The organism is Arthrobacter sp. AB6 (assembly GCF_031844545.1).
In the GTDB taxonomy this organism is placed as follows: domain Bacteria; phylum Actinomycetota; class Actinomycetes; order Actinomycetales; family Micrococcaceae; genus Arthrobacter.
This window is the reverse complement of sequence record NZ_JAUZVL010000054.1, coordinates 1-1,257: the sequence shown is the minus strand read 5'-3', so window position 1 is coordinate 1,257 and position 1,257 is coordinate 1. Positions and strand designations below refer to the sequence as shown.

Below are 1,257 nucleotides of genomic sequence, written 5' to 3'. Positions count from 1 at the left end.
GGCGGATTCAAGTGGTCGTTGCAACACGTCCTATGCTGCTGATTCTTCCAGTATTTGCTGGAGGGCTTGTGCGGGTGTTTTCCAGCCGAGGGTTTTGCGTAGGCGTCCGTTGAGTCCTGCGGCAGCGTAGTCGAGGTCTGCGCGGGTGACGGTGGTGAGGTCCATGCCTTTGGGGAAGTACTGTCGCAGGAGTCCGTTGGTGTTCTCGTTCGTGCCGCGTTGCCAGGGTGAGTGAGGATCGCAGAAGTAGACCTCGGCGCCGGTGGCGATCCTGACGCGTTCGTGAATGCCGACCATCTCAGCGCCTTGGTCCCAGGTCAGGGACCGGCGCAGCTGGGCCGGCAGGGTCGGAAGGGTTGCCTCGATGGCGGCCAGCACCTGCTCGCCGGTATGTCCGTTAGGCAGGTGCAGGAGCATCACGAAACGGCTACTGCGTTCCACGAGGGTTCCGATCGCCCCGGCGCCAGGGGTACCGATGATCAGATCGCCCTCCCAGTGCCCGGGCACTGCCCGGTCATCGGCTTCCGCGGGGCGTTCACTGATCAGCAACTCTTGCGGGACCCGGGGCCTTCGCATGCCCGCGCGCCGGTTTGGCTGCCGCACGGCCCGGCCGGTGCGCAGAGCAGCAGCGAGCTCGGCTCTCAGCCCGCCGCGGCCCTGGATGTAGATGCACTGATAGATAGTCTCCGGGCTGATGCGCATGCTTTCATCATCGGGGAAATCAATCCGCAGCCGGGCGCTGATCTGCTCCGGGGACAACCGTTCCCGCGCCGTCAGCATTCCGGCGACGTAAAGCGCCAGGGCCTCGTTGAAAGCCAGCTTCCGTGCCTTAGGCCTGCGCGCCAGCTTCTGCGCACGGTTCTGCGCCGAGGACGCCAGGTACGGACGGTTGCCCCCGTTCCGGATGTTCCTGCCCAGCTCCCTGCTGACAGTGGACGGGTTCCGGCCCAAACGCCGGCCGATCTCCCGCACGCCGCACCCGGCCGCCCGCCACACAGCGATCAACTCGCGCTCATCGAAGGACAGGAACCGCCCGCACGGGGGCTTCTTCGCAGGATCCACCCCACCATGCTGACGGACGATCAACCTGGCCGCAGACAGGGACATACCGGCCACCGCCGCCGCCACCTCATCAGATGCCCCAGAAGACCGCGCCTCCCAGAAAACCCGCACCACCGACTGCAACAGCTCAGGCCGACCAAAACCCACAACAACACCCCAATCACCCAGGTGTTGCAACGACCCCTTGAACCTGCC

General features: G+C 65.5%; 1 protein-coding gene. It reads right to left on the bottom strand.

All coding sequences use genetic code 11. The features are described from left to right. Positions 1-30: 30 nt before the first annotated feature. Positions 31-1,239 carry an IS30 family transposase gene (locus tag Q9R30_RS19270; protein WP_396136753.1) on the bottom strand — a complete coding sequence of 403 codons (1,209 nt, stop codon included), beginning with the start codon at positions 1,237-1,239 and terminating at the stop codon, positions 31-33. Positions 1,240-1,257: the final 18 nt, after the last annotated feature.